29 protein-coding genes are annotated in these 22,121 nt (G+C 63.4%); 17 read left to right on the top strand and 12 right to left on the bottom strand.

The genetic code is table 11. The features are described 5' to 3' along the window. Positions 1-813 carry an endonuclease III gene (gene nth / locus JG746_RS09485; protein WP_202357894.1) on the bottom strand — a complete coding sequence of 271 codons (813 nt, stop codon included), beginning with the start codon at positions 811-813 and terminating at the stop codon, positions 1-3. A 22-nt stretch (positions 814-835) separates the two neighbouring features. Between nth and JG746_RS09480 the strand changes: the two genes are divergently transcribed. Continuing rightward, on the top strand, positions 836-1,330 hold the full coding sequence (locus tag JG746_RS09480) for a DUF2244 domain-containing protein (RefSeq protein WP_202357893.1): 495 nt from the start codon (positions 836-838) through the stop codon (positions 1,328-1,330). A 2-nt stretch (positions 1,331-1,332) separates the two neighbouring features. Here the strand turns inward: JG746_RS09480 and JG746_RS09475 are convergent, their stop codons facing one another. Further along, positions 1,333-2,148: a class I SAM-dependent methyltransferase gene (locus JG746_RS09475; protein ID WP_202357892.1), complete on the bottom strand. Its 816-nt coding sequence runs from the start codon at positions 2,146-2,148 to the stop codon at positions 1,333-1,335. Between the two features lie 115 nt (positions 2,149-2,263). Here JG746_RS09475 and JG746_RS09470 point away from each other — a divergent pair, with 115 nt between their 5' ends. The 9 genes from JG746_RS09470 to JG746_RS09430 all read left to right on the top strand — a co-directional run bounded on the left by JG746_RS09470 (position 2,264) and on the right by JG746_RS09430 (position 8,880). Beyond that, a complete protein-coding gene (locus JG746_RS09470) occupies positions 2,264-3,142 on the top strand; it encodes a methylated-DNA--[protein]-cysteine S-methyltransferase (protein ID WP_202357891.1) in 879 nt (292 codons plus the stop codon). Between the two features lie 220 nt (positions 3,143-3,362). Continuing rightward, positions 3,363-3,833: a hypothetical protein gene (locus tag JG746_RS09465; RefSeq protein WP_202357890.1), complete on the top strand. Its 471-nt coding sequence runs from the start codon at positions 3,363-3,365 to the stop codon at positions 3,831-3,833. A 92-nt stretch (positions 3,834-3,925) separates the two neighbouring features. After that, on the top strand, positions 3,926-4,246 hold the full coding sequence (locus tag JG746_RS09460) for a hypothetical protein (RefSeq protein ID WP_446721207.1): 321 nt from the start codon (positions 3,926-3,928) through the stop codon (positions 4,244-4,246). Then, complete coding sequence (locus JG746_RS09455) at positions 4,213-4,740, top strand: hypothetical protein (RefSeq protein ID WP_202357888.1); 528 nt, start codon at positions 4,213-4,215, stop codon at positions 4,738-4,740. Before JG746_RS09460 ends, JG746_RS09455 begins: the two co-directional genes overlap by 34 nt. Then, entirely contained in the window at positions 4,715-5,197 is a 483-nt protein-coding gene (locus JG746_RS09450) for a hypothetical protein (RefSeq protein WP_202357887.1), read from the top strand. Before JG746_RS09455 ends, JG746_RS09450 begins: the two co-directional genes overlap by 26 nt. A 185-nt stretch (positions 5,198-5,382) precedes the next feature. Continuing rightward, positions 5,383-6,288: a ribokinase gene (locus JG746_RS09445; protein ID WP_202357886.1), complete on the top strand. Its 906-nt coding sequence runs from the start codon at positions 5,383-5,385 to the stop codon at positions 6,286-6,288. Between the two features lies 1 nt (position 6,289). After that, positions 6,290-7,735 (top strand): amidase, encoded by a 1,446-nt coding sequence (locus JG746_RS09440; RefSeq protein WP_202357885.1) that lies wholly within the window; start codon positions 6,290-6,292, stop codon positions 7,733-7,735. 102 nt (positions 7,736-7,837) lie between these two features. Continuing rightward, positions 7,838-8,452 carry a LysE family translocator gene (locus tag JG746_RS09435; RefSeq protein WP_096450214.1) on the top strand — a complete coding sequence of 205 codons (615 nt, stop codon included), beginning with the start codon at positions 7,838-7,840 and terminating at the stop codon, positions 8,450-8,452. Between the two features lie 104 nt (positions 8,453-8,556). Continuing rightward, entirely contained in the window at positions 8,557-8,880 is a 324-nt protein-coding gene (locus JG746_RS09430; RefSeq protein ID WP_202357884.1) for a hypothetical protein, read from the top strand. Positions 8,881-8,936: 56 nt separating this feature from the next. On the opposite strand, the gene JG746_RS09425 is transcribed toward JG746_RS09430, so the two are convergent. Next, positions 8,937-9,878, bottom strand: a complete 942-nt coding sequence (locus JG746_RS09425) for a nucleoside hydrolase (protein ID WP_202357883.1) — start codon at positions 9,876-9,878, stop codon at positions 8,937-8,939. Between the two features lie 255 nt (positions 9,879-10,133). Here JG746_RS09425 and JG746_RS09420 point away from each other — a divergent pair, with 255 nt between their 5' ends. Both JG746_RS09420 and JG746_RS09415 read left to right on the top strand, forming a co-directional pair. Then, positions 10,134-10,559: an Hsp20 family protein gene (locus JG746_RS09420; protein ID WP_202357882.1), complete on the top strand. Its 426-nt coding sequence runs from the start codon at positions 10,134-10,136 to the stop codon at positions 10,557-10,559. Between the two features lie 64 nt (positions 10,560-10,623). Next, a complete protein-coding gene (locus JG746_RS09415; RefSeq protein WP_202357881.1) occupies positions 10,624-10,878 on the top strand; it encodes a BQ00720 family protein in 255 nt (84 codons plus the stop codon). A gap of 69 nt (positions 10,879-10,947) precedes the next feature. Here JG746_RS09415 and ptsN read toward each other — a convergent pair whose 3' ends face one another. The 6 genes from ptsN to lptC all read right to left on the bottom strand — a co-directional run bounded on the left by ptsN (position 10,948) and on the right by lptC (position 16,225). Next, positions 10,948-11,412 carry a PTS IIA-like nitrogen regulatory protein PtsN gene (ptsN, locus tag JG746_RS09410; RefSeq protein WP_010911486.1) on the bottom strand — a complete coding sequence of 155 codons (465 nt, stop codon included), beginning with the start codon at positions 11,410-11,412 and terminating at the stop codon, positions 10,948-10,950. A gap of 60 nt (positions 11,413-11,472) precedes the next feature. Continuing rightward, the gene (hpf, locus tag JG746_RS09405) at positions 11,473-12,057 is read right to left on the bottom strand and encodes a ribosome hibernation-promoting factor, HPF/YfiA family (RefSeq protein ID WP_010911487.1); all 585 of its coding nucleotides are present in this window, start codon (positions 12,055-12,057) and stop codon (positions 11,473-11,475) included. 267 nt (positions 12,058-12,324) lie between these two features. Next, positions 12,325-13,851: an RNA polymerase factor sigma-54 gene (gene rpoN, locus JG746_RS09400; RefSeq protein WP_202357880.1), complete on the bottom strand. Its 1,527-nt coding sequence runs from the start codon at positions 13,849-13,851 to the stop codon at positions 12,325-12,327. 253 nt (positions 13,852-14,104) lie between these two features. Then, the gene (gene lptB / locus JG746_RS09395; RefSeq protein ID WP_019861197.1) at positions 14,105-14,923 is read right to left on the bottom strand and encodes an LPS export ABC transporter ATP-binding protein; all 819 of its coding nucleotides are present in this window, start codon (positions 14,921-14,923) and stop codon (positions 14,105-14,107) included. Continuing rightward, positions 14,923-15,525: an LptA/OstA family protein gene (locus JG746_RS09390; protein ID WP_202357879.1), complete on the bottom strand. Its 603-nt coding sequence runs from the start codon at positions 15,523-15,525 to the stop codon at positions 14,923-14,925. The genes lptB and JG746_RS09390 overlap by 1 nt, the downstream gene beginning before the upstream one ends. After that, positions 15,512-16,225 (bottom strand): LPS export ABC transporter periplasmic protein LptC, encoded by a 714-nt coding sequence (gene lptC, locus JG746_RS09385; protein WP_202357878.1) that lies wholly within the window; start codon positions 16,223-16,225, stop codon positions 15,512-15,514. Before lptC ends, JG746_RS09390 begins: the two co-directional genes overlap by 14 nt. Before the next feature lie 358 nt (positions 16,226-16,583). On the opposite strand from lptC, the gene sppA reads away from it, so the two are divergent. The 4 genes from sppA to JG746_RS09365 all read left to right on the top strand — a co-directional run bounded on the left by sppA (position 16,584) and on the right by JG746_RS09365 (position 19,301). Then, the gene (gene sppA / locus JG746_RS09380) at positions 16,584-17,540 is read left to right on the top strand and encodes a signal peptide peptidase SppA (protein ID WP_202357877.1); all 957 of its coding nucleotides are present in this window, start codon (positions 16,584-16,586) and stop codon (positions 17,538-17,540) included. A gap of 80 nt (positions 17,541-17,620) precedes the next feature. Continuing rightward, positions 17,621-17,905, top strand: coding sequence for an integration host factor subunit beta (locus JG746_RS09375; protein ID WP_006200394.1), 285 nt, complete (start codon positions 17,621-17,623; stop codon positions 17,903-17,905). A 36-nt stretch (positions 17,906-17,941) separates the two neighbouring features. Next, the gene (locus tag JG746_RS09370) at positions 17,942-18,298 is read left to right on the top strand and encodes a DUF1049 domain-containing protein (protein ID WP_202357876.1); all 357 of its coding nucleotides are present in this window, start codon (positions 17,942-17,944) and stop codon (positions 18,296-18,298) included. A gap of 37 nt (positions 18,299-18,335) precedes the next feature. After that, positions 18,336-19,301 (top strand): ornithine cyclodeaminase family protein, encoded by a 966-nt coding sequence (locus JG746_RS09365; RefSeq protein ID WP_202357875.1) that lies wholly within the window; start codon positions 18,336-18,338, stop codon positions 19,299-19,301. Here JG746_RS09365 and JG746_RS09360 read toward each other — a convergent pair. From JG746_RS09360 to JG746_RS09350, 3 genes are all read right to left on the bottom strand, one after another. Then, on the bottom strand, positions 19,298-19,729 hold the full coding sequence (locus tag JG746_RS09360) for an EVE domain-containing protein (RefSeq protein WP_202357874.1): 432 nt from the start codon (positions 19,727-19,729) through the stop codon (positions 19,298-19,300). The genes JG746_RS09365 and JG746_RS09360 overlap by 4 nt on opposite strands. Then, positions 19,726-20,121: a VOC family protein gene (locus tag JG746_RS09355; RefSeq protein WP_202357873.1), complete on the bottom strand. Its 396-nt coding sequence runs from the start codon at positions 20,119-20,121 to the stop codon at positions 19,726-19,728. Before JG746_RS09355 ends, JG746_RS09360 begins: the two co-directional genes overlap by 4 nt. 77 nt (positions 20,122-20,198) lie before the next feature. After that, positions 20,199-20,888 carry a helix-turn-helix transcriptional regulator gene (locus JG746_RS09350; RefSeq protein WP_202357872.1) on the bottom strand — a complete coding sequence of 230 codons (690 nt, stop codon included), beginning with the start codon at positions 20,886-20,888 and terminating at the stop codon, positions 20,199-20,201. Between the two features lie 134 nt (positions 20,889-21,022). Between JG746_RS09350 and JG746_RS09345 the strand changes: the two genes are divergently transcribed. Continuing rightward, a complete protein-coding gene (locus tag JG746_RS09345; protein ID WP_202357871.1) occupies positions 21,023-22,108 on the top strand; it encodes a class I SAM-dependent rRNA methyltransferase in 1,086 nt (361 codons plus the stop codon). Positions 22,109-22,121: the final 13 nt, after the last annotated feature.

The raw sequence follows: 22,121 nt of genomic DNA, 5'->3' as shown, positions 1-22,121 counted from the left end.
TCAGGCTTGGGCCTGGATTTCGTCCACCGGATCGAGCGGAGCGATCGGCACCAGCGGTGCTGGAGTGCTGGTGGTCTTCTCCGCAGCCTTGCAGATATCGGCAATGACGCAGGCCGGGCAATCCGGCTTGCGCGCCTTGCAGACATAGCGGCCATGCAGGATCAGCCAGTGATGCGCATGGCGCATATATTCGTCCGGGATGATCTTCAGCAGCCCTTGCTCGACCTGTTCGGGCGTCTTGCCAGGCGCCAGGCCAAGCCGGTTGCCGATGCGGAAAATGTGGGTGTCGACCGCCATCGTGTGCTGGCCGAACGCCATGTTGAGCACGACATTGGCAGTCTTGCGCCCGACGCCGGGCAGTTTGACCAACTCGTCGCGGTCATCGGGCACCGCGCCGCCATGGTCGCGGATCAGCGCTTCCGACAGCGCGATGACGTTCTTGGCCTTGTTGCGCCAAAGACCGATGGTCCTGATGTACTCGCCGACCTTGGCCTCGCCCAGCGCCAGCATCCTCAGCGGCGTATCGGCAACCTGGAACAGCGCCCGCGTCGCCTTGTTGACGCCGGCATCCGTCGCCTGCGCCGACAGCACCACCGCCACCAGCAGCGTGAAGGCGTTGACATGTTCGAGCTCGCCCTTCGGCTCCGGCCGCTGCACCGAAAAGCGGCGGAATATCTCGTGCACTTCGGCCGGACTGTAGCGCGAAGTCCGCCGCACCGGCCTGGGGCGCGGCTTGGCGTTCGAACCATCGCGCCGGCCCGGCAACGGCTCATTTTTGGGCATGGAAGAATCTTTCGACTTGGGGCTCGCCATTTCCCTCCTATAATATCCCGTCATGAGCGACACAAACGCCTCGTTCCAGGCTGACGAGCCCTTCTTTCACGCATTGCTGACCCCACACCGTTCGCTGGGCAGGACAGGCTTCCTGATCCTGATGGGCGCGCTGTCGTTCGGCTGGCTGGTGACCGGCGCGTTTTTCCTATCGCGGGGCGCCTGGCCGGTGTTCGGCTTCTTCGGCCTCGACGTGGTCGCCGTCTACATCGCCTTCCGCGCCAATTACCGGGCCGCCCGTGCCCGAGAGGAAGTGTCGGTCTCACACACCAGCCTCGACATCCGCAAGACAGCCCCCTCGGGAAAGTCGGAAGCACATCGCTTCAACCCGTTCTGGGCGCGGTTTTCGGTCGCCCGTCACGCCGAGATCGGCATCACCCGGATGACGGTGGAAGCGCAGGGCCAGAACGTGCCGATCGGCGGTTTTCTCGATCCCGAGTCCCGCGAGAGTTTTGCCACCGCCTTTTCGCGAGCGCTGGCGACCGCCAAGGCGCGCTGAATCTAGAACCGGTAGCGCAGCAGCCTGCCGATCTTGCGCAGCGCCGGGATGTGTTTCCACAGGCGAACGAACAATTTGGCGGACCAGCCCATGCGGGCGGCGTGTTCAGGCTTGTAGGCCGAAATATCCTCTATGAAGCGCAGCTTCGGAACCGCCAGTTCCAGCTCGTGCGGATCGTCGATCGCCCAATGAACCTCGGCGCCCGTCGCCCGCAAGGACGGATGGAGGCGGAGCAGCGTCAGGCCGAAATGGCTGTAGGCGTCGAATATCAGCTCGCCGCCGGCAAGATGCGAGACAAGCCGCGAAACCAGGCGCAGCCCTTCGTCGGCGGGTAGATAGGGCGTCAGCCCCTCCGCCACGACGATGGCCGGGCGGTTGCGGGGCACGTCGGCCAGCCAGCCGGACTCGGTCACCGACGAAGCGATGAGATGGTAGTGGTCGCGGGATGGGTAGAGCTTGCGCCTGAGTTCGATGACTTGCGGATAGTCGACATCGAACCAGTCCACGCCCGGCGGCGGATCGACACGGAAGATGCGCGTATCGAGCCCGCAGCCCAGATGCAGCACGATGGCGCCGGGATTCCTGACCAGAAAGTCCTCGACACGAACGTCCAGTGTCTTGGCCCGGATCGCCAGGCCGATGCCGAGATTCTCGTCGACCTTGAGCCTGGAGAAATCATAGTCGATCTTGCGCACCGCTTCATCGGCGAAATGATCCCCGAGCAGCGAATGCGCCAGCCGGCTCTCCAGCGCCTTGCCATAGAGCGTCATCAGCAAGGTTTCCTTTGCCCCTGTCAGATGCACTTTCTCGCCAGCCATGAGCGACTCCTGGCACGAAACCCCGAGTCTATCTGGGTATGCGCGGCAAGAAGGCAAGTTTCGGGTGGCGATCGCCGCCCCAAGGGGCGATATTCCTGACCAAGGAGACAGTTCGATGAGCACACAGACAGCCGTCCTCAAGAAGGACATCACGCCGCAAGGCAGCGACTATGAGATCGTGCGCCGCGCCATCGAGAAGATCAGCCTCGACTATCGCGACCAGCCTTCGCTCGAGGAGCTTGCGGAAGAGGTTGGCGAGACGCCGACAGGGCTGCAAAAACTCTTCACCCGCTGGGCCGGCCTGTCGCCGAAAGCCTTCCTGCAGGCGGTGACGCTCGACCATGCGCGACGGCTGCTCGATTCCGGCATGCCGCTGCTCGAAACCTCCTTCGAACTGGGCATGTCCGGTCCCGGCCGGCTGCACGACCTGTTCGTCACCCATGAGGCGATGTCGCCGGGCGACTACAAGACGCGCGGCGCCGGCCTCACCATCCGCTACGGCTATCACCCCTCGCCTTTCGGCACCGCCCTGATCATGGCCACCGACCGTGGCCTTGCCGGCCTCGCCTTCAGCGATCCCGGCGAGGAACGTGCGTCATTCGCCGACATGTCCAGCCGCTGGCCGAACGCCATCTATGTCGAGGATATGACTGCCACTGGTCCTTACGCCGCGCGCATTTTCGATCCGACGCTGTGGCGTCCCGACCAGCCGCTGCATGTCGTCATGATCGGCACCGACTTCCAGGTCCGCGTCTGGGAGGCGCTGCTGCAGATTCCGATGGGCAAGGCCCGTACCTATTCCTCGATCGCCGCCAGCATCGGCGCGCCAAGCGCCAGCCGCGCGGTCGGCGCCGCCAATGGCGCCAACCCGCTGTCCTTCGTCGTGCCTTGCCACCGCGCCATCGGCAAGTCCGGCGACCTGACCGGATACCATTGGGGCCTGACCCGCAAGCGCGCCATCCTTGGCTGGGAGGCGGGACAAGTGTCGTCGTAAATATCGTTTTTCCAGTTTTCCGCGAAGAAATTTACAGAACTCTATCCGTATTAAGTATTACTTGGATTTTGTCGGAAAATTGGCGATACAACCGGGGACAACCTTCGGTTTTTATATGGGGTTATTTCGGCAACGTTATTTGAGTTTACGCTAAATTAACCACGATAAAGCGATCATGACTCCTGTTAATTCGGGCAATCCGACTTAATAGGAGGTCTCGATGAAGTTGTTTCGCACCGCCTTCGGTGCAACCTTGCTGGTCGCATGTCTGGGCCAGCCTGCATTGGCTACGACGCAAAATGTCATTTTCAATGGCACGATCACCCCGACCTGCACGCTTGTCATCGCCACCAATGGCACGATGACGGTCAGCCCCGACCTACAGACCCTCAGTTCCCACAACAGCGGCGGCTCTGCCGGAACCGTCACGCTGACGACGACGGGCGGGGTGTCGCTGAGCGTCGATCCGGTCACCGCAACGACGGTGCCGTCAGCCGACACGACATCGACCACCTGGACGCCAACCTATTCTTCCGCCGGTGCCCACTCCATCGTCGAGACCGGTTCTGCGACCGCCATCAGCACACCGGGCGCCGACCTTGTCTCGGTCCATCTCGCCGGCACCAAGGGCGGCAGCAACCGCTTCGCCAACGGAAACTATCAGGCAACGGTAACGCTTCGCTGCGAGTAGCGCCCGGAAAGGAGGCATCCGTGACACTTTTTCGAACCCTGGCGGCGGCTCTGGCCGCCGGCCTGATCCCTGCTGCCGCGGCGGCCCAGTCGATGTCGCCGATGCGAGGCGAGGTCAACAGTTTCACCGACGTCTTTGCTGTCCGCGTCTTCCCCGCCAATCCCTACGACCAGAAGATCCAGGTCGAAATCCACGTCTACGATCAGGATTTCCAGCCGGTAGACGCCAGGATAGCACCGGCTGCCTTCCAACTCGGCGCCCAGGCCTCCCGCCCTGTCCTTGTGGTCGTGCCCTTCGGCGGTGCTGCCGAGCGTAAAGTGCGTATCTGTACCGAAAGCATCCCCTTTCCCAACCAGCAGACGCAGATAAGGGCGCAGATATGCGGAAAGTTCTTTGGACATCGCAAATCCTGACGCTGGCACTCGCGGCTGCTGTGACAAGCACCGTTCCAACCCAGGCCCAGGACCAGATCTACAATCTCAACCAGAACGAGAACGGCTTCAATTTGCCCGGTGTCACCTTGCCCCAGGGCCAGGACGAGGTCCATGCCGCGGACGGCACCACTTGCCGTTCCGCCGTTTCCGGTTCCGGTGCCTATATGGATCTCGGCGTCATCAGAGGCAACAACCAGACGGACAATGGCGTCGCGACCTATGGCCGGGTGGTGATCCCGATCGGACGTACGCCGACGCGTCTCGACTGCAGCCGCCTCTACGAACTTGAGGTCCAGCGCCTGCAACTGGAGTTGAAACTGCTCAAAATGGGTCTCGGCGGCGACGGCCCGACGGGAAGCGTGGCCACCAGCGCTCCCGCTGCCGCCACCGCGGCAGCATCGCCGGGATGGGCCAACGAAGGCTGGACCATCAGGACCGGAAACAGCGATGGCAAGAAAAAGAAGAGGAAATAGCCGCGCGTGGCTTGCGATGGCAGCCCTTGCCGGCCTCAGCCAGCCTGCGTCCGCGGCAATCATCGGCACCTGCACCATCGTGGTCGGGGCGTCGGGAACGATGAAGGCAAATCCCGGCCTTAACGTGTTCGGCTCCAAGCAGGCAGGCGGATCGAGCGCGGGCGCAACCATCACCGCCAGTTCGCTGCTTTGCACCTTGCTCAACCTGCTCGATTGTTATTCCGTGTCCGCACCGGCGCCCGCATCGTTCTCGTCGGCGCCAAGCGGCGGCGGCACCAACGTTACCTTCGTCTCGGTCTTCCGCCTCGACGGCTCGGGGGCCGACATCAATGGCAGCGTGCCGCAAAGGGTCGTCAACGGCACCCACCCCATGCAGATCGATCTCACCGCCACCAAGTCGAGCGGTATCTTTCCCGCCGGCACCTATCAGGGCACGGTCACCGTGCGCTGCGAGTGAGACGACAAATCGCCTCTTTGATATCCACATGGTCTGGCAAGTCATCGCATGACGCGCTAGCTTCCCGCGCAACCGGGGTGACGGCGCATTCATACTGATGCACAAGTTCGCCCATATTCGATCCACATCGTGCTCTCCGAAAGTCGATCCTGATTTCCGGCCAGCGGTGGCAGGGAGGTGCTTTCTTGATAGTCGTCGTCGGCTCGATCAACCTCGACCTTATCGCCAGAGTAGACCGCTTGCCGAGCCCCGGCGAAACGGTGAGCGGTTCCGGTTTCTCCACGGCGCCCGGCGGCAAGGGCGCCAACCAGGCGCTGGCCGCCGCGCGCGCCGGTGTCCCGGTCCGCATGGTCGGCGCCGTCGGCAAGGATAGTTTCGCCACCGAGGCGCTGGCATTGCTGCGCGAGGCCAAGGTCGATCTGTCCGGCGTGGCGGAAACCTTTGCCTCGACCGGAACGGCGCTGATCATGGTCGGTAACGACGGCGAGAACATCATCGCCGTGGTCCCCGGCGCCAATGCTTCCGTAGTGCCTGGTGACCTTTCCAAGACCTTCCTGAAAAAGGGCGATGTCGTGCTGCTCCAGCACGAGATTCCGCTGGCGACCATCGATGCGGCGCTCGACCAGGCGCGGGCCGCCGGCGCCATCACGGTGCTCAACACCGCCCCTTTCCAAGGCGACGCCGCGGCTTTCCTCGGCAAGGCCGATTATGCGGTCGCCAACGAGACCGAGTTCGACCTCTATGGCGAGGCGCTGGCGCTGAACGGCCGCGACCGTGCGGCACGCATGCGCGACTTCGCCGCGAAAACCGGCCGCACCATCGTCGTCACGCTCGGCGGCGACGGCGTCATGGCAGCGACGCCGAGCGATTTCCTGACCGTTGCGGCCATGAAGATCACGCCTGTCGACACGGTCGGCGCCGGCGACACCTTCTGCGGCTACTTCGCGGCCGGCCTGTCATCCGGCCTTGCGCTCGACAAGGCGCTGGCGCGCGCCGGTGCGGCGGGCTCACTCGCATGTCTCAAACCCGGCGCGCAGCCGGCGATCCCGCAGGCCAGGGATGTCGACCAGGCCTTGCAGGAAGTCAGTTGAAATGATGCGCCCTGAGACGAAACATGCCGTGCCGCCGGCCGGCGATATCTGCCGCCTGTCCGCCATCGAGCTTGCCGGCGCGATCCGCTGCAAGAAACTCTCCGTGCGCGAGGTGGTGACGGCCTTCCTCGACCGCATCGAAGCGGTCAACCCGCTGGTCAACGCCATCGTCTCGCTGCGAGACCGCGGTGACATCCTGCATGAGGCCGATGCCGCCGACAGCAGGCGGGAAGCTGAAACCAGAACACTCTTCGGCTTGCCGATCGCCATCAAGGACCTCGCCTCGACCACCGGGCTCAGGACCTCCTTCGGCTCGCCGATCTTCGCCAATTTCGTGCCGCAGGAAGATGATTTCTTCGTCGAGCGCATCCGCGACGCCGGCGCCATCATCATCGGCAAGACCAATGTCCCCGAATTCGGGCTGGGATCCAACACCTACAACAACGTCTTCGGGCCGACGCTGAACGCTTTCGATCCGGCGCTCACCGCCGGGGGTTCGAGCGGCGGTGCGGCAGTGGCGCTGGCACTCGACATGGTGCCTGTCGCCGACGGCAGCGACTTCGGCGGCTCGCTGCGCAATCCGGCAGGCTGGAACAATGTCTATGGTTTCCGGCCGTCGCAAGGGCTTGTGCCCGCCGGACCCGATCTTGAGGTCTTCCATGCGCAGATGGGCGTCGAGGGCCCGATGGGCCGCAACGTCGCCGACATGGCGTTGCTGCTCGACGTCCAGGCGGGCTACCATCCGCAGGCGCCCCTGTCCTATGAGAAACCGGGCTCGTTCCTCGAAGGGCTGACACCGCCCTCGACTGGCGGCCGCGTCGCCTGGCTCGGCGACCTCGGCGGTCATCTGCCGATCGAAGCGGGCATTCTCGATCTGTGCCAGGCGGCACTCGACCGGTTCGCGGACCAGTCCTTCACGGTTGAACCCTTGCTCCCGGATTTCGATTTCGAGGCGCTGTGGCAGGCCTTCGTCACCCTGCGCCAGGCCAGCAGCGGTTGCGCCCTCAAGGTCCATTACGACGACCCTTCCAGGCGCGGCCTGCTGAAGCCGGAAGCGATCTGGGAGATCGAGAATGCCATGCGGCTGACGGCGCCGCAGATCCGCGCCGCCTCGGTGATCCGTACCTCCTGGCATCGCACGCTGCTGTCGATCTTCGACCGCTTCGATCTGATCGCGCTGCCGACCGCGCAGGTCTTCCCCTTCGAGATCGGCAATCACTGGCCAAGCGAGGTCGCTGGACGGCCGATGGACAGCTATCACCGCTGGATGCAGGTTTCAGCCTTCGCCACGCTGGGCGGCTGCCCGGCGGTCAACGTGCCGGTCGGCTTCGACGACAGGGGCCGGCCAATGGGCATGCAGCTGATCGGCCGGCCGCGCGGCGACCTCGCCGTGCTGAGGGCGGCGGCCGCCTATGAGGCGACACTGCCCTGGCAGGCCGGCGCCTGACGCGCGTGTAGCGGCCCGGCGCTTCGCGCATGGCTTGCGCGGAGCCTGTCGCCATGCATTGATTGTCGCCTGCTGGATCGACAGCATTCCAAGGGAAAAATCATGTCGCTCGAACTCTACGCCGCTTATGTCCTTGCCTGCATCGTCATCATCCTGGTGCCCGGCCCGACCGTCACGCTGATCATCGCCAACAGCATCCGCCATGGCGCCCGCGCCGGCCTTGCCAATGTCGCCGGCACGCAGGCCGGGCTTGCCATCATGATCGCGATCGTCGGCATCGGCCTCAACACGCTGATCGCGGGCATGGGCCATTGGTTCGAATGGGTGCGGCTGATCGGTGCCGCCTACCTGATCTGGATGGGCGTGCAGATGTTCCGCTCCAAGGGCACGCTGAATGCCGACGGCACCGCTAGGAAGCCGCGCGGCGGCTTCTTCCTGCAGGGTCTGCTGGTGGCGCTGAGCAATCCCAAGACGCTGGTGTTCTTCGGCGCCTTCTTTCCGCAGTTCATCGCGCCGCAGGGCAATTACACGCTGCAGATCGTCGTCATGGGCCTCACCGCCATGATCTTCGCCGCCCTGTCGGATTCGAGCTATGCGCTCGCTGCCAGCCGCGCCGGACGCCTGCTGTCGGCCAGCCGCATCAAGCTCATGTCCAGGATCAGCGGCAGCTTCCTGGTCGGCGGCGGCCTGTGGCTGGCGTTTTCAAGATCGAAGTAAAGGCGGCCGCTAGGCCGGCGCCGCAAAGAGTTGCAGCGCCCTGGAATGGCAACCGATTGAAACCGTGCTCGCCCACTACCACATGAATCTGCATCGGGGGATTCATGCCTGTCTTTTGGACTTGGGATGGTTTGAAGAAGAACGCGCCTAGCGTGATCCTTTTCATCGGTGCGTTTGCTGTTATGCTCATGTTGGCGGCAAACCAATGGGCCAACGACGCAAGCCCGATCCGGTCAGTTGGTGCCATCGATGCAACGATTAAAAGTGCCCAATGGAGAGACGGTAGGTACATCCGCTATGTGCTTGCTCTCAATGATGGCTCGTACGTGCTCATCGACGACGACCGCTCGCATCTGATTGGGTCAGATGCGAGCATCGAACGCGTCACGCGCGACAATGGCGCCGTCTTCTACCGGTTTCCCGAGTGAGACATGCCCAAAAGCTCTATGCTCTGGGCTAACCATTTGCATCGGGGGTGGAAGTGTTACAGCCGCCCCAGCCGCTCCACCAGCAGCGCGAAGAAGCCGTCATGGTCGATGTCGCGCATCACCATGGCGTTCTTTTCCCGCTTGGTCACGCCCCACCAGTCGATCACGGTCATGCCCATGGTCAGCTCAGAGGCGGTCTCCACGCTGACATTGCAATTGCGGCCCTTGAACAGCTCCGGCTTCAGGAGATAGGCGATGACGCAGGGGTCGTGCAGCGGGCCGCCATCGGTGCCGTATTTGCCCTCGTCGTAGCGCTCGAAGAATTCCAGCATCTCGGCGGTGGCGATGCCGACCTTGGTGCCGAGCGCGCGGAAGGCCTGCGTGCGCTTGGTGGTGGTCAGCGCCTTGTGGGTGACGTCGAGCGGCATCATCACGATCGGGATGCCGGACTTGAACACCAGATCGGCGGCCTGCGGGTCGACGTAGATATTGAATTCGGCCGCGGGCGTGACGTTGCCGCCCTCGAAGAAGCCACCGCCCATCAGCACGATTTCCTTGATGCGCGAGGCGATGCGCGGCTCGCGGATCAGCGCCAGCGCGATGTTGGTCAGCGGTCCGAGCGGGCAGAGCGTGATGCTCCCGCTCTCTTCCTTCATCAGCGTCTCGACGATGAAGTCGACGGCATACTGCTCCTGCAGTTTCATCGTCGGTTCGGGCAGCTGCGGCCCGTTGAGGCCGGTCTTGCCATGCACTTCCTCGGCGGTGACCAGCGTGCGCGCCAAAGGACGGATGGCGCCGGCATAGACCTTGATCTCCGGGCGGCCGGCCAGTTCGCAGATCTTGCGGGCATTCTTCTCGGTAAGCTTCAGCGGCACGTTGCCGGCAACGGCTGATATGCCGACGATCTCCAGTTCGCTGCTGCCAAGCGCCAGGAGAATGGCGACGGCATCGTCCTGACCGGGATCGGTGTCGATGATGATCTTGCGTGGTTGGGGCATTTCAATTCCTTGTTTGGGAGGCCGTGAGCTCACCGGATCGATCGCGCGCCTGAAGGACGACCCGGCGCTTTTCCTTGCATCCGCGCGTCGTTTCAAGCGCCATGTCGATTATTCCTGTGAGTCCAAGGCCTGGTCTTTTTGGGCGGGTCTTGTGGTGGCTTGAACTTGGTCGCGGGGCGGACCATATCAAGAGCATCGGGAAAAATGCCATCTGGGTTTTTCCAGTTTATGTCGCTCTTGAGAGGACAGTGTAACATGAGCCGAATGACGCCTTTCTCCAGCCCGCTTCTCCTTGGTTTCGACGCCATGGAAAAGACCTTGGAGCGCCTGGCGAAGTCCGGTGACAGCTACCCTCCCTATAACATCGAGCGCCTCAGCGGCGCCGACGGCAAGTCCGAAAGGCTGCGCATCACGCTCGCTGTCGCCGGTTTCGCCGAAAGCGATCTCGATGTGACAACGGAGGAAAACCAGCTGGTCGTGCGCGGCCGTCAGACCGACGATACCGAGCGCGAGTTCCTTCATCGCGGCATCGCCGCACGCCAGTTCCAGCGCTGTTTCGTGCTGGCCGACGGCATGCGGGTGATCGCGGCGGAGCTGAAGAACGGCCTTTTGTCGATCGACCTGGATCGGCCGGAGTCCGAACGGCTGGTACGGAAAATAAACATATCGGTGAAAGACTAATCTTTACCGATGGCTCTCATGCGGGATGGCCTTGAGCGGCGTCCTCGCGCCAAGGAGGCTTGAAATGACCAGAACTGAAACTGTCACCATGACCAATGGCGAATTCGCCCATCTCGGCGAAGGCTCGGTCGCTTATCTGCGCAAGGTCTCGAGCGACGAACTGCTCGGCCGCTTCCCGAACATCGGTGAAATCGCGCCCGGCATGGAGCTGTGGGCACTGTTTGCCGCCAACGGCCAGCCGATCCTGCTTTCCGACGCGCGTGACCGCGCACTGGCCGGCGCCATGGAAAACGACCTGACCACCGTCGCCATTCATTAAAGCGGCCGGTCGGCTGAAACGAAAAGGGCCGCTCGCCGCGGCCCTTGGCAATCTCTTTAAAATCCGGCTTCAGGCGGCGTGCGAGGCCTGCGTGTCCGACAACAACGCGTGGATCGCCGTGGCGTCGCGCGTCCCCCTGATCTTAGCCACAGTGTCGGCGTCGCGCAGCACGCGTGCGATGCGCGACAGGGCCTTCAGGTGATCGGCGCCCGCCCCTTCCGGCGCCAGGAGCAGAAACACCAGATCGACAGGCTGGTCGTCCAGCGACTCGAAATCGACCGGCGTTTCCAGCCGGGCGAAAACACCGGCGATGCGCTTCACCCCGGCGAGCTTGCCATGCGGAATGGCGATGCCATTGCCGACGCCCGTCGAGCCCAGCCGCTCACGCTGCAGGATGGTGTCGAACACTTCCCTCTCCGGAATGCCCGAAATCGCCGCCGCCCGTTCGGAAAGCAATTGCAGAAGCTGCTTCTTGGAGTTCGCCTTCAACGCCGGCAAAATCGCCGGAACGCTGATAAGATCGCTCAGATCCATGCTTGAAAATCCCTTGTTCGCCTGCCGTCACCAGTCCCCACCCCCTCGTGCGGCTGGCGTTTATCCCTGTGCGACCTTGGTCGTGGACGGGTCGATCCAGCCAATGTTTCCGTCGGGCCGGCGATAGACGATATTGAGATGATCGGTTCCGGCGTTGCGGAAAACGAACACCGGACTGTCCTTGGTATCGAGCTCGATGACCGCCGAGGCCACCGACATGGTCTTCAGCGTCATGGTTGATTCGGCGACGATGGCCGGCGCGAAATCCTCCGGGATCTCCTCGTCGTCATCGGCGAGCGGCGCCATCACCGTATAGGCGATGTCGGTCAAATCGCCATTGCCATTGCCCGAATTGTGCGATTTGAGACGGCGCTTGTAGCGCCGAAGCCGGGTCTCCAGCCGATCGGCCGCGGCCTCGAAGGCCAGCGTCGGATCCTGGGCATCGCCCGTGGCCTGCAGCGAGGCGCCCGAATCCAGCCGGATCATGCAATCCGCCGAATAGCGCGAGCCCGATTTGATGACGGTGACGTGTCCCGCAAAGCCGCGATCGAAATATTTGCCGATCGCTTCGCCGACACGATCGTTGATGCGTGTGCGGAACGCATCGCCGATATCCATGTGTTTTCCCGATATGCGCAGATTCATCTGAAAACTGACCTTCCTTGCTCAGGCTTCAAACTCGCCCGAGTTTATACTCGTGATCCGTGCGCACAAGCTTTGCGGCGTCACTCGCGCCGATTTAAATCCGAACTTTCCGGTTGATCACAAGCCGCCTTTTTGACCGTCCCGAGGCCATTGTCGTGACGGACCATCCGCTAGCGGGCATCGGGCCCGTCTCATGCGGGCGGGCTTCTAGCCACTTCCCCGCGGCTTGTCAATGAAGCTCGAAAGCTGTGGAAAATCGTAAGCGCCTTAACGCCCGGCGCTGGCGAGCGCCCGCTTCTCGCGCCGGCGCTGCACGGAAGACGGAATATTCATGCCTTCCCGGTACTTGGCGACCGTACGCCGGGCGATATCGACGCCACTTTCCTTCAGCATGTCGACGATCGCGTCATCCGAAAGTACATCGACGGGTTTCTCCTCGTCGATCAGCTGCTTGATGCGGTCACGCACCGCTTCCGAGGAATGCGCGTCGCCGCCGCCCGATGCGGCGATCGAGGCGGTGAAGAAATAGCGCAGCTCGAACACGCCGCGCGGCGTCAGCATGTATTTGTTGGCGGTGACGCGGCTGACAGTCGATTCGTGCATTCCGATGGCGTCGGCCACCGTGCGCAAATTGAGGGGCTTCAGCTGGCGCACGCCATGGACCAGGAAAGCATCCTGCTGGCGCACGATTTCGGAGGCCACTTTGAGGATCGTCTTTGCCCGCTGGTCGAGGCTGCGTGTCAGCCAGTTGGCGTTTTGCAGACACTCCGCCAGGAAATCCTTTTCCGCCTGGTTCTTCGCATGTGGCGACACCTGGGCGAAATAAATATGGTCGACCAGCACGCGCGGCAACGTTTCGGCGTTGAGTTCGACCGTCCAGCTGCCGTCATTGGCCGCGCGCACCTCGACATCGGCGACGATGGCGTCGCTGGCACCGCCCGAAAACGCCATGCCCGGACGTGGATCGAGTGCCCGGATCTCTGCCAGCATGTCGAGCAGATCCTCCTCGTCGACGCCGCAGATCCGTTTCAGCGTCTGGAAATCACGCCGCGCCAGAAGCTCGAGATTGGCGACCAGGGCCTTCATCGCCGGGTCGAGACGGTCACGCGCCGCAAGCTGCAGCGAAAGACATTCGGCAAGGTCGCGGGCGAACAGACCGGTCGGCTCGAAAGTCTGGCACACCGTCAGCACTCTGGCCACGCTCGCCGCATCGGTGCCCAGACGCGTGGCGATCTCCTCAAGATCGGCCCTGACATAGCCGGCCTCGTCCAGGCCATCGGCGAGTTCTCCTGCGATCAGCCGTGCCGCGGGATCGACGAAGGCGAGCGCGATCTGCTCGCCGACATGGTCGCGCAAGGTGATGGCGCTGGCTGCCATGTCGCCGGCATCGAGCCCCTCGGACGAGGAGCCGCCGCCATTGCCGGAAGCCGATTTCCATTGCGCCGTCAGGTCAGGCCCGAGCCGCTCGCTTGTACCGGGATCGTCGGGAAACAGGTTCTCCAGCGAGGTATCGAGTTTTTCCGAGATCGCCTCGGCGCTCCACCCCGCCTCGGTCTCGAACCAGTCGCCGTCGGCGGCCGCCTGCGGCTCCGCGTCGATCTTCTGCGCCTGGTCGCTCGCGGCGTCATCCTGCGGCTCTGCGCGCTCCAGAAGCGGGTTGCGCTCGATCTCCTCGTCGATGAAATGCTCGAGCTCGACATGGGTGAACTGCAGCAGCCGAATCGACTGCATCAGCTGCGGCGTCATCACCAGCGACTGCGACTGTCTGAGCTGTAGTTTCGCCGCCAAGGCCATGGTTCGGTTTCAAACGCCTCCTCTGCGCGTCCGCGCTTGCCGAAATGAATTCGGCAGCCGGGCATAGAAACTGGCCCGGCTTTTGCTTGTCAAGGCAAACCCTAGCAAAAGCCGCTTACCGGAGCGTTATCCCGGAGCAAAATCGCCGAAAATCGGGCCGTCACACACAAAAAATCGTGTCAGGAAACAAATTTCACGCTTATGGCATATTCCCGGGAACGGTCCCGCGCCGCGACCGCGCAGGAAAAAAGCGTCAGAGCGTAAAACCCTCGCCGAGGTAAAGCCGCCGCACATCCGGGTTCGCTACCACTTCGTCGGCGCGGCCATGGGTCAGCACCTGACCGGCATGGATGATGTAGGCACGGTCGATCAGGCCAAGCGTCTCGCGCACATTGTGGTCGGTGATGAGGACACCGATGCCACGTGCCGTGAGGTGGCGCACCAGCTGCTGGATATCGGCGACGGCGATCGGATCGATGCCGGCAAAGGGCTCGTCGAGCAGCATGTAGGCCGGACGGGTCGCCAGCGCACGCGCGATCTCCAGGCGCCGCCGCTCGCCGCCGGAGAGCGACATGGATGGCGCCTTGCGCAGATGGCTGATGTGGAATTCCTCGAGCAGTTCGTCGAGATTGCGCTCGCGCACCTTGCGGTCCTTTTCGACCACTTCGAGCACGGCGCGGATATTCTGCTCGACATTGAGGCCGCGGAAGATCGACGCCTCCTGCGGCAGATAGCCGATGCCGAGGCGCGCACGGCGGTACATCGGCATCGAGGTGACGTCGAAGCCGTCGATCTCGATCGTGCCTTCATCCACGGGCACCAGGCCGGTGACCATGTAGAAACAGGTCGTCTTGCCGGCGCCGTTGGGGCCGAGCAGCCCGACGGCCTCGCCGGCACGCACGCCGAGCGTGACGCCGCTGACCACCTTGCGGCCCTTGTAGCTCTTGGTCAGGCCCTTGGCGATCAAGGTTCCCTTGAACTTCGCCTTGTCGACAGTGATCGTGGCCGGGGCCGAAACCTTAGCCGCGGCCCGTCCCGGGAGACGCGCCGTCAGCGATGACAGGCTGGCCATCAGGGGTTCGTCGCTCCCGATTTCGGCGCATCCGACTTCGGCGGCGGCGTCATCGACATGATCACACGGCCGCCGCAGCCGTCGACGTTGGCAAGACCAGTCTTCATTTGTACGGTCAGCTTGCAGCCCTTGAGCACGTTGGGGCCCTGCGACAGCACCACTTCCTTGCCGGACAGGACCAGCACCTGCGTCTTCATGTCGAAGGTGCCATTGTCGCCGGTCGCAACCTGGTCGTTCGACTTGATGTAGACCTTGCTGCTGACTTCGAGGTGATCGATGTTGGCGGAGCCGGTCATCGCGGCACCCGCCGCTTCGGTACCCTTGGCGGCCGCGTTGGGATCCTTGACGTAATAGACCATCATCTTGCCGGCCTTGAGCAAGGTTGGCCCCTGGACGACGGTAACGTTGCCGGTGAACACGGCGAGACTCTCGGCCTGCCGGACCTCCAGCTTGTCGCTTTCGATCTGGATCGGCTGGTCGCCGGACAGTTTGAGCCCGGACACCTGGCTGCTGGCACCCGACTGCGCCAGCGCTGGCACAAGTCCCAGCAGGAGCAGCGCCGAAGTTGCGGCTGCAAGCCGTGTCGAACTATTGTGCCACATTCGCTTCTTCGCCCTTTGCCTCAGCCGCCTTCACGCTGGCGGGATCGATGTTGACGCGCACCCTCTTCTCGAACACCAGGATCTTGCCATTGTCCTGGACCGACAGGGAATCCGCTGTGATCTGCGACCCGCCACTGCTGACGTCGACGGGATCGTCCGTCTTCATAGTGCCTTTGCCCATGTCGAGGAAGACCGATTTGAACTTGGCTTGCATACCGTCGGTCGTGGTGATCATGACGTCGCTGGTCATTTTCATCGTATTGCCGTCGCGGTCGTAAATACCGTGCGAGGCTTTGATCGCGGCGATATTGTCCGGCCCGACCGGGACCTTGGCGTCTATGCCTTCGAGTTCGATGATGCCTTGCGTGTTGACATCCTGGATCGCCCGCAGGGCCGTCATCGAATAGGGCTGCTTCTGCTTGGTAAACCCGTTGAGCTTGGGATTGGCCATGACCAGCTTGCCGTTGGAAAAGGCCGCACCTTCCGACTGCACCGCGACGGAGACGGGGGCGGCCAGATAGGAATAGACCGGGAAGGCGACCGCGATCAGCGCCGCGGCCAGGGGTACGGCGAATTTGAGCACGCGCACGCGGCGCGAATGACGCTGGGCGCGGTCGAACGCATCGCCCCGCGTCCAGCCATCCGCCGGGGGAGCCAACTCCGTCTCGGGGCTGGTCGGTTCATTCGATCGCGCTAACATGACTGCTTTCTTCCAGACCCTGCCCGCCAGGGAACACCGCCTATAGGTGGGGGGCCGGCACTCTCAAGCAAGCACAAGCCCACGAAAACCGCAAAAATGTGACAACAATGGTTGTACAAACGAAAACGAGGTCGGCACAACAGCCGGTACTTCATAGCAGAAATGGGCACGCCTGCGCCGTTTTTTCATCACTGCCGTTTCTCCCCTTACCGCGCGTACCTTGCGCAGGCCAGTCACAAAACTGACAGTGTCGGGATCGACGCGGGCGGATTGCCGCGCCATGGGCAAGACGGAACTGCTTCCCGGCGAAGACATCATGGTCTAAAAGCGTCTCTTCCCGCCGACTGTGAGGCTGACCATGGCATTGAGAGCCGACGACCTGATCGACCGCCGCCGTTTGCGGCGCAAGCTGACATTCTGGCGTGTTGCAGCCCTCGGCATCGTGGCCCTCGGCGTGATCGCGCTGTCGGCCTGGTTCTATCGCGACGATATTGGCGGCTCGGCTGTCGACCATATCGCCAAGGTCAGGATCGAAGGCACGATCACCGAGGACGAGGAACTGATCAAGCGGCTGGAGGAAATCCGCAAATCGTCGAAGGTGAAGGGCGTGATCCTGGCGATCGATTCACCCGGCGGCACCACCGTCGGCGGTGAATCGATCTACGAGGAAGTGCGCAAGGTCGCCGGCGACAAGCCGGTCGTGGCCGAAGTCGGCACGCTCGCCGCATCGGCGGGCTATATGATCGCAAGTGCCGCCGACCACATTGTCGCCCGCAAGACCTCGATCGTCGGTTCGATCGGCGTGCTGATCCAGTATCCTGACGTTAGCGGCCTGATGGACAAGCTGGGCATCAAGCTGGAAGAGGTGAAATCCTCGCCGCTCAAGGCTTCGCCCTCTCCTTTCAAGCCGACCAATGACGACGAGCGCGCCATGGTCCGCAAGCTCATCCTCGACAGCTACGACTGGTTCGTCGGCATCGTCGCCGAACGCCGCAAGATGACTCGCGAACAGGCGCTGGCGCTTGCCGACGGATCGATCTTCACCGGCCGCCAGGGTGTCGCCAACGGGCTGATCGACGCCGTCGGCGGCGAAACCGAGGCGATCGACTGGCTGGCGACCAAGGGTGTCGACGCCAAGCTCAAGGTGGTCGAATGGAAGAATACGGACAGCCGCGGCGGCTTCCTTTGGTCAAAAGCCATGGTGAAAACAATCGGCAGCGCGCTCGGCCTGCCGGACTACAGCAGCGATGTCATCCACGAACTTGGCGCCGACCGCTTGTTTCTTGACGGCCTCGTTTCTGTCTGGCACCCTTGAGCGCCGTTTGGAACAGCTGAAAAAGCCAATAAAATCATCCTCATAATTTCGACCGAACTGCTTTCACGGGGACCCGTCTGATGATCAAGTCTGAACTTGTGCAGATTATTGCCACGCGCAATCCGCATCTTTTCCTGCGCGACGTCGAAAACATCGTCGGCGCGATCTTCGACGAGATCACCGACGCCCTTGCCGAAGGCAACCGGGTCGAGTTGCGCGGCTTCGGGGCGTTTTCGGTCAAAAACCGCCCCGCCCGCACCGGCCGCAACCCGCGAACCGGCGAATCCGTCGAGGTCGAGGAGAAATGGGTGCCGTTCTTCAAGACCGGCAAGGAACTGCGCGAAAGGCTGAACGGCGGCAAGTAGGCGCGGTTTCAGCGCCAGCTTCCGACGGAAAACACAATGCTCAATCGTTTCATGCTCATCGTGGTCTTCGTGCCCCTGGCGATCGTCCTGATCGCGCTGGCCGTCGCAAACCGCGAACTCGTCGCTTTCACGCTGGACCCGTTCAACCCCGGCAATCCGAAGCTGACGCTCACCTTGCCGCTGTTCATCTTCCTGTTCCTGGCGCTCGCCATCGGCATGATCGTCGGCAGCCTGGCGACCTGGGTCAAGCAGGGCCGCTACCGCAAGCTGGCGCGCCAGCGTGGCGTCGAGGCGGAAAACCTGCGCCAGGCGGTCAGCCGCGCACCGTCAGCGCCGCAAGGACCGGCCCAGGGGTCGGCCCAGGGGTCGGCATTGCCAAAGCCGACCAGTTGAGCCGCCGGCCGGCGGCTTTCGTTCCACGGAGCTATTCATGCTGATCATTTCGGCCGCCGAGGTCGATCATGCACTGACCTTTCCTGGACTGGTCGAGACATTGCGCACGGCATTCCGCGAGGGTGCGGTGCAGCCAGTCAGGCATCATCACGCGGTCGAACGGCCCGATGGCGCCGCCTCGACCTTGCTGCTGATGCCGGCATGGACCGATTTCAACGCCGCCGGGACCTCGATGGGTGGCCATATCGGCGTCAAGATCGTCACCGTCTCGCCTGACAACAACGCCATCGGCAAGCCCGCCGTGATGGGGCTCTATCTCCTGCTCAATGGCGCAACCGGCGAGCCGGAAGCCCTGATCGACGGCCAGCGGCTGACGCAGTGGCGCACCGCCTGCGCCTCGGCGCTGGCGGCGTCCTACCTTGCCCGCGACGACGCCTCGCGGCTGCTCGTGGTCGGCGCAGGCGCCCTGTCGCCGTTCCTGGCCAAGGCGCATTCGGCCGTGCGGCCGATCAAGACCATCCGCATCTGGAACCGCACTCCGGCCAACGCCGAGAAAGTCGCGGCCGATTTGCGCGCCGACGGCTTCCCGGCCAGCGCCGCGACCGACCTCGATACCGAACTTGGCGAGGCCGATATCGTTTCCTCGGCGACGATCACCACCACGCCGCTGATCAAGGGAGCGCTGTTGCGGCCAGGCACCCATGTCGACCTGGTCGGCGGCTTCACCCCGACGATGCGTGAAAGTGACGACGACGCGATCGTCCGCGCCCGCGTCTATGTCGACACCCGCGCCGGCGCCACCAAGGAGGCCGGCGACATCGTCCAGCCCTTGGCCTCCGGCGTGCTGAAGCCGGACGCCATCGTCGCCGATTTGCACGAACTGGCGCGGGGCCAGGGTAAGGGCCGCCAGGTCGTCGACGAGATCACGCTGTTCAAGTCGGTTGGCGCGGCACTCGAGGACCTCGCCGCCGGCATTGCCGTTTATAACGCGCTGAAGGCCTAGCTCACCGCCGCCTGTGCACTCATCGCCTCCGCGATGAGACGAAAATCGTGATCGGTGATTTCGAACAGGCCGAAGCGCAACTGATAGCCCCAGTTCGACTTGCCGGCGGTGAAGTCCAGCCTGTCGAGCAGCGGCTTGATCGGCGCTTCTTCAGCCGTCATCCAATCGACATCGCGCCGGAACGGCGTGAAGCCGCCGCCCATTTCGCCTTGATAGGGCTCTCCTTCCCGTACCGTGCCGATTGCCGTGAAAGCCTGCAGGCCGTCCTTTTCGCCCAAAATCGTGGTCGGCGAATAGTAGATGATGCCGTCGCCCGGCTTGGCGCGGCGCAGCGGCGCCGCCTTGCCGTGATTGACCTGCATGAAGCCGCCCTTGCGGCCGCGCCGGACATGCTCAGCCGACGCGACCGCGATCCAATACGCGCTCATTTCTGTTCCCCATTGGCCTGTTGCCCGTCAAACAGCCAGTAGACGCGCAGACGGTGATTGTCGGGATCGAGCGCAACGAACGTGCGGCCGAAATCCAGGTCGGTCGGCGTCTGCAGGATCTTCAAGCCGCGTCCGGACCAGTCGGCATGGGTCGCGTCGACCGCATCCGGCGTCTCCAGCGCGAACACGATCTCGCCGCCGCCACCTGCGGCTGCCGCCGCTGGCTGGACCGTATGGCGCGACCAGAGGCCGAGCTTGAAGCCGTTTTCGAGCACGAACAGCACGAAGGTCGGCGCGCTTTCGACCGGCTCGCGCCCCAGCAGCGCGCTGTAGAAGGCGCCGCTCTTGAGCGGCTGGTCGACATAGAGGATGACGAAATTCGGGGGTGCCATGACTGCTCTCCAAGCTGTTTCAACGTTTCGACTTGGCTGACATAGGGTAAGCTACTGTCAGATTCTGGCAGTAGCCGTCATGGCCCGCGCGGCTTGTCGAGCGTCGTTCGCCATTCCTTGAGCAGTGCCTGGCGACGTCTGGGATAGCGCGTATCGATAGGATTGAGGCCGGAAATGCGATCGGTGCGAAAATGCCGGAAGTCCTGCCGCATCTCGCACCACGCCACCACCACCCGCACCTTGTCGAAGAAGCCGAGCGCGAACGGCCAGACGACGCGTTGCGAAGCAGCACCGCCGGCATCGCGGTAGAGAAAACCGAGTTTTCGCTCGTTGCGGATGGCCTGCCGCACGACGCCGAGGTCTATGCCTTCAATGGCCGTCATCGGCGGCCCGACCAGCAGGGTCGAGGCATCGAGATCCTCGCGCAGATCGTCCGGCAGCACGGCCGCGATCTTGGCCAGCGCATTGGCGGCAGCGGCCGAAAGACGCTGGTCCGGCTGCTTGGCGACCCAGCGTGAACCGAGCACGATGGCCTCGATCTCCTCGTCGGTGAACATCAGCGGCGGCAGCATGAAGCCGGGTTTGAGCAGATAGCCCAGCCCCGCCTCGCCCTCGATCGGCGCGCCCTGCCCCTGCAGCGTGGCGATGTCGCGATAGAGCGTGCGGATCGAAATCCCAAGCTCATCGGCCAACGCCTGTCCGCTCACCGGCCGGCGATGGCGGCGCAGGCACTGGATGAGGTCGAGCAGGCGTTCTGAGCGGGACATCAAGCAGATTTGCCTGTTTCTTTGACATTGGTCCATCACTGGCCGACATGAATGGAAGGGTAGCGGCGGCGGACTTGGTTGCGAAGCCGGTTGCCCTATGCCAAAAGCGGCACGCCGCTCGGAGATGCTCCCGCTTGAAGTCTTTTCGCGACAAACGCCGCGACAGCCGCCCGCCCGCGAAGGGCGGAAGCGGAGAGGCGCGTCCGCACGAGCCGCGTGGCGCGCCACGGCCAGACGCCAAGCCACGCGAGCGGCCTGAGACCAGAACCGATGATCGCGCCGAACCGAAATCAGCCCCGCGCATCCTTGCCCGCCGTGACGGCGCCTTGCCAGCCGAGCAGCTTCCGCTGATCCTCGAAGTGGCGCCCAACGCCGACTACGCGCTGCTCGACAGTGGTGCGGGCCAGAAGCTCGAACAATACGGCCCCTACCGCATCGTGCGGCCCGAGGGCCAGGCGATCTGGCAGAAAGCCTTGCCGGCGAAGGATTGGGAGCGCGCCGACGCCATCTTCACCGGCGACACCGACGAGGAAGGCATCGGCCGCTGGCGTTTCCCGAAGACGCCACTCGGCGAAACCTGGCCGATGAAGCATGACGGCATCGACTATCTCGGCCGTTTCACCTCGTTTCGCCATGTCGGCGTCTTTCCCGAACAGGCCTCGCACTGGGACCATATGGCAGGGCTGATCGCGGCGGCCAGGCGGCCGGTCAAGGTGCTCAACCTGTTCGGCTATACCGGGCTCGCCTCGCTGGTGGCGGCCCGCGCCGGCGCCGAGGTCACCCATGTCGATGCTTCGAAGAAGGCGATCGGCTGGGCGCGTGAAAACCAGGAGATGGCCGGGCTCGGCAGCAAGCCGATCCGCTGGATCGTCGACGACGCCGTGAAATTCGCCGAGCGCGAGGAGCGCCGCGGCAGCCGCTACGACATCATCCTGTTCGACCCGCCGGCCTATGGCCGCGGTCCCAAGGGCGAGGTCTGGCAATTGTTCGAGGACCTGCCGGCCCTGACTGATCTCTGCCGCGCGATCCTGACTCCGAAACCGCTTGCCGTGGTGCTGACCGCCTATTCGATCCGCGCTTCCTTCTTCGCCATCCACGCTCTGATGCGCGACACTTTTGCCGGCATGGGCGGCAAGGTTGAATCGGGTGAGCTGATCATCCGCGAAAAGTCCGCCGGCAGGGCGCTTTCGACCTCGTTGTTTTCGCGTTGGGTGGCCTGAATGCCCCGGAGTC

The sequence above is a fragment of the Mesorhizobium sp. 113-3-3 genome (genome assembly GCF_016756495.1).
In the GTDB taxonomy this organism is placed as follows: Bacteria; Pseudomonadota; Alphaproteobacteria; order Rhizobiales; family Rhizobiaceae; genus Mesorhizobium.
This window is presented reverse-complemented; position numbering and strand designations above follow the sequence as displayed.

Excerpts from the sequence above, each read along its gene's own strand:
- nth (WP_202357894.1), bottom strand. The coding sequence starts at position 813 with ATGGCGAGCCCCAAGTCGAAAGATTCTTCCATGCCCAAAAATGAGCCG.
- JG746_RS09480 (WP_202357893.1), top strand. The coding sequence starts at position 836 with ATGAGCGACACAAACGCCTCGTTCCAGGCTGACGAGCCCTTCTTTCAC.
- JG746_RS09475 (WP_202357892.1), bottom strand. The coding sequence starts at position 2,148 with ATGGCTGGCGAGAAAGTGCATCTGACAGGGGCAAAGGAAACCTTGCTG.
- JG746_RS09470 (WP_202357891.1), top strand. The coding sequence starts at position 2,264 with ATGAGCACACAGACAGCCGTCCTCAAGAAGGACATCACGCCGCAAGGC.
- JG746_RS09465 (WP_202357890.1), top strand. The coding sequence starts at position 3,363 with ATGAAGTTGTTTCGCACCGCCTTCGGTGCAACCTTGCTGGTCGCATGT.
- JG746_RS09460 (WP_446721207.1), top strand. The coding sequence starts at position 3,926 with ATGTCGCCGATGCGAGGCGAGGTCAACAGTTTCACCGACGTCTTTGCT.
- JG746_RS09455 (WP_202357888.1), top strand. The coding sequence starts at position 4,213 with ATGCGGAAAGTTCTTTGGACATCGCAAATCCTGACGCTGGCACTCGCG.
- JG746_RS09450 (WP_202357887.1), top strand. The coding sequence starts at position 4,715 with ATGGCAAGAAAAAGAAGAGGAAATAGCCGCGCGTGGCTTGCGATGGCA.
- JG746_RS09440 (WP_202357885.1), top strand. The coding sequence starts at position 6,290 with ATGATGCGCCCTGAGACGAAACATGCCGTGCCGCCGGCCGGCGATATC.
- JG746_RS09435 (WP_096450214.1), top strand. The coding sequence starts at position 7,838 with ATGTCGCTCGAACTCTACGCCGCTTATGTCCTTGCCTGCATCGTCATC.
- JG746_RS09430 (WP_202357884.1), top strand. The coding sequence starts at position 8,557 with ATGCCTGTCTTTTGGACTTGGGATGGTTTGAAGAAGAACGCGCCTAGC.
- JG746_RS09425 (WP_202357883.1), bottom strand. The coding sequence starts at position 9,878 with ATGCCCCAACCACGCAAGATCATCATCGACACCGATCCCGGTCAGGAC.
- JG746_RS09420 (WP_202357882.1), top strand. The coding sequence starts at position 10,134 with ATGAGCCGAATGACGCCTTTCTCCAGCCCGCTTCTCCTTGGTTTCGAC.
- JG746_RS09415 (WP_202357881.1), top strand. The coding sequence starts at position 10,624 with ATGACCAGAACTGAAACTGTCACCATGACCAATGGCGAATTCGCCCAT.
- ptsN (WP_010911486.1), bottom strand. The coding sequence starts at position 11,412 with ATGGATCTGAGCGATCTTATCAGCGTTCCGGCGATTTTGCCGGCGTTG.
- hpf (WP_010911487.1), bottom strand. The coding sequence starts at position 12,057 with ATGAATCTGCGCATATCGGGAAAACACATGGATATCGGCGATGCGTTC.
- rpoN (WP_202357880.1), bottom strand. The coding sequence starts at position 13,851 with ATGGCCTTGGCGGCGAAACTACAGCTCAGACAGTCGCAGTCGCTGGTG.
- lptB (WP_019861197.1), bottom strand. The coding sequence starts at position 14,923 with ATGGCCAGCCTGTCATCGCTGACGGCGCGTCTCCCGGGACGGGCCGCG.
- JG746_RS09390 (WP_202357879.1), bottom strand. The coding sequence starts at position 15,525 with ATGTGGCACAATAGTTCGACACGGCTTGCAGCCGCAACTTCGGCGCTG.
- lptC (WP_202357878.1), bottom strand. The coding sequence starts at position 16,225 with ATGTTAGCGCGATCGAATGAACCGACCAGCCCCGAGACGGAGTTGGCT.
- sppA (WP_202357877.1), top strand. The coding sequence starts at position 16,584 with ATGGCATTGAGAGCCGACGACCTGATCGACCGCCGCCGTTTGCGGCGC.
- JG746_RS09375 (WP_006200394.1), top strand. The coding sequence starts at position 17,621 with ATGATCAAGTCTGAACTTGTGCAGATTATTGCCACGCGCAATCCGCAT.
- JG746_RS09370 (WP_202357876.1), top strand. The coding sequence starts at position 17,942 with ATGCTCAATCGTTTCATGCTCATCGTGGTCTTCGTGCCCCTGGCGATC.
- JG746_RS09365 (WP_202357875.1), top strand. The coding sequence starts at position 18,336 with ATGCTGATCATTTCGGCCGCCGAGGTCGATCATGCACTGACCTTTCCT.
- JG746_RS09360 (WP_202357874.1), bottom strand. The coding sequence starts at position 19,729 with ATGAGCGCGTATTGGATCGCGGTCGCGTCGGCTGAGCATGTCCGGCGC.
- JG746_RS09355 (WP_202357873.1), bottom strand. The coding sequence starts at position 20,121 with ATGGCACCCCCGAATTTCGTCATCCTCTATGTCGACCAGCCGCTCAAG.
- JG746_RS09350 (WP_202357872.1), bottom strand. The coding sequence starts at position 20,888 with ATGTCCCGCTCAGAACGCCTGCTCGACCTCATCCAGTGCCTGCGCCGC.